The following is a 1163-nucleotide window of genomic DNA, read 5'->3' as shown; positions in this document are numbered from 1 at the left end:
GATGTAGCAGATAAAAATATTACTGCAGCGAAACTAGATGCAACGGGAGCAACAGCTGGTCAGGTAGCTACAGCAAATGCAAACGGAACTGTTACTTATCAAACTTTATCAGAAACTAACTTAACCAGTACAAAAGGGATTACGGCTACAGGAATTACTGTAACTGGTGGAGCAGGTTCTACATTAAAAGACGTAACATTATCCATCACCGATGGTGCAATCACGACAGCCAAACTTGCTGACGGGTCAGTAACTAACGCTAAAGTTGGCGCTGATGCAATCACAACGGATAAAATTAAAGACGGTGAAGTTAAAACTGCTGATGTAGCAGATAAAAACATTACTGCAGCGAAACTAGATGCAACTGGCGCAACAGCTGGACAGGTAGCTACTGCTAATGCAAACGGAACTGTTACTTATCAAACTTTATCCGAAACCAATTTAACCAGTACTAAAGGGATCACTGCTACAGGAATCACGGTAACTGGTGGAGCAGGTTCAACATTGAAAGATGTTACTTTAGCGATTACGGATGGTGCAATCACGACTGCTAAACTTGCTGATGGTGCGGTAACTACTACTAAAATAGCGGACGGATCAGTAACTAACGCTAAAGTCGGTGCTGATGCGATCACAACGGATAAAATTAAAGATGGAGAAGTTAAGACTGCTGATCTTGGCGATAAAGCAGTAACCGGAGATAAAGTTGCTGATAAAACAATTACTGCTACAAATCTGGATGCAACTGGCGCAACAGCTGGACAAGTGGCTACGGCGAATGCAAACGGAACAGTTACTTACCAAACTTTATCAGAAACCAACTTAACCAGTACTAAAGGGATCACTGCTACAGGAATCACGGTAACTGGTGGAGCAGGTTCAACATTGAAAGATGTTACTTTAGCGATTACGGATGGTGCAATTACGACTGCTAAACTTGCTGATGGTGCGATAACTACTACTAAAATAGCTGACGGGTCAGTGACTAACGCCAAAGTTGGTGCTGATGCGATCACAACGGATAAAATTAAAGACGGTGAAGTTAAGACTGCTGATCTTGGCGATAAAGCAGTAACCGGAGATAAAGTTGCTGATAAAACAATTACTGCTACAAATCTGGATGCAACTGGCGCAACAGCTGGACAAGTGGCTACGGCCAATGC

General features: G+C 42.7%; 1 protein-coding gene. It reads left to right on the top strand.

The features are described from left to right. Positions 1–1163, top strand: a 1163-nt coding sequence (locus tag AB669_RS22390) for a hypothetical protein (protein WP_047801401.1), incomplete at both ends; no start/stop codon positions are given.

This window comes from Pedobacter sp. BMA (genome assembly GCF_001027745.1).
GTDB lineage: Bacteria > Bacteroidota > Bacteroidia > Sphingobacteriales > Sphingobacteriaceae > Pedobacter.
Note: the sequence above shows the minus strand (reverse complement) of the source record. Positions and strands in the feature narration are given on the sequence as shown.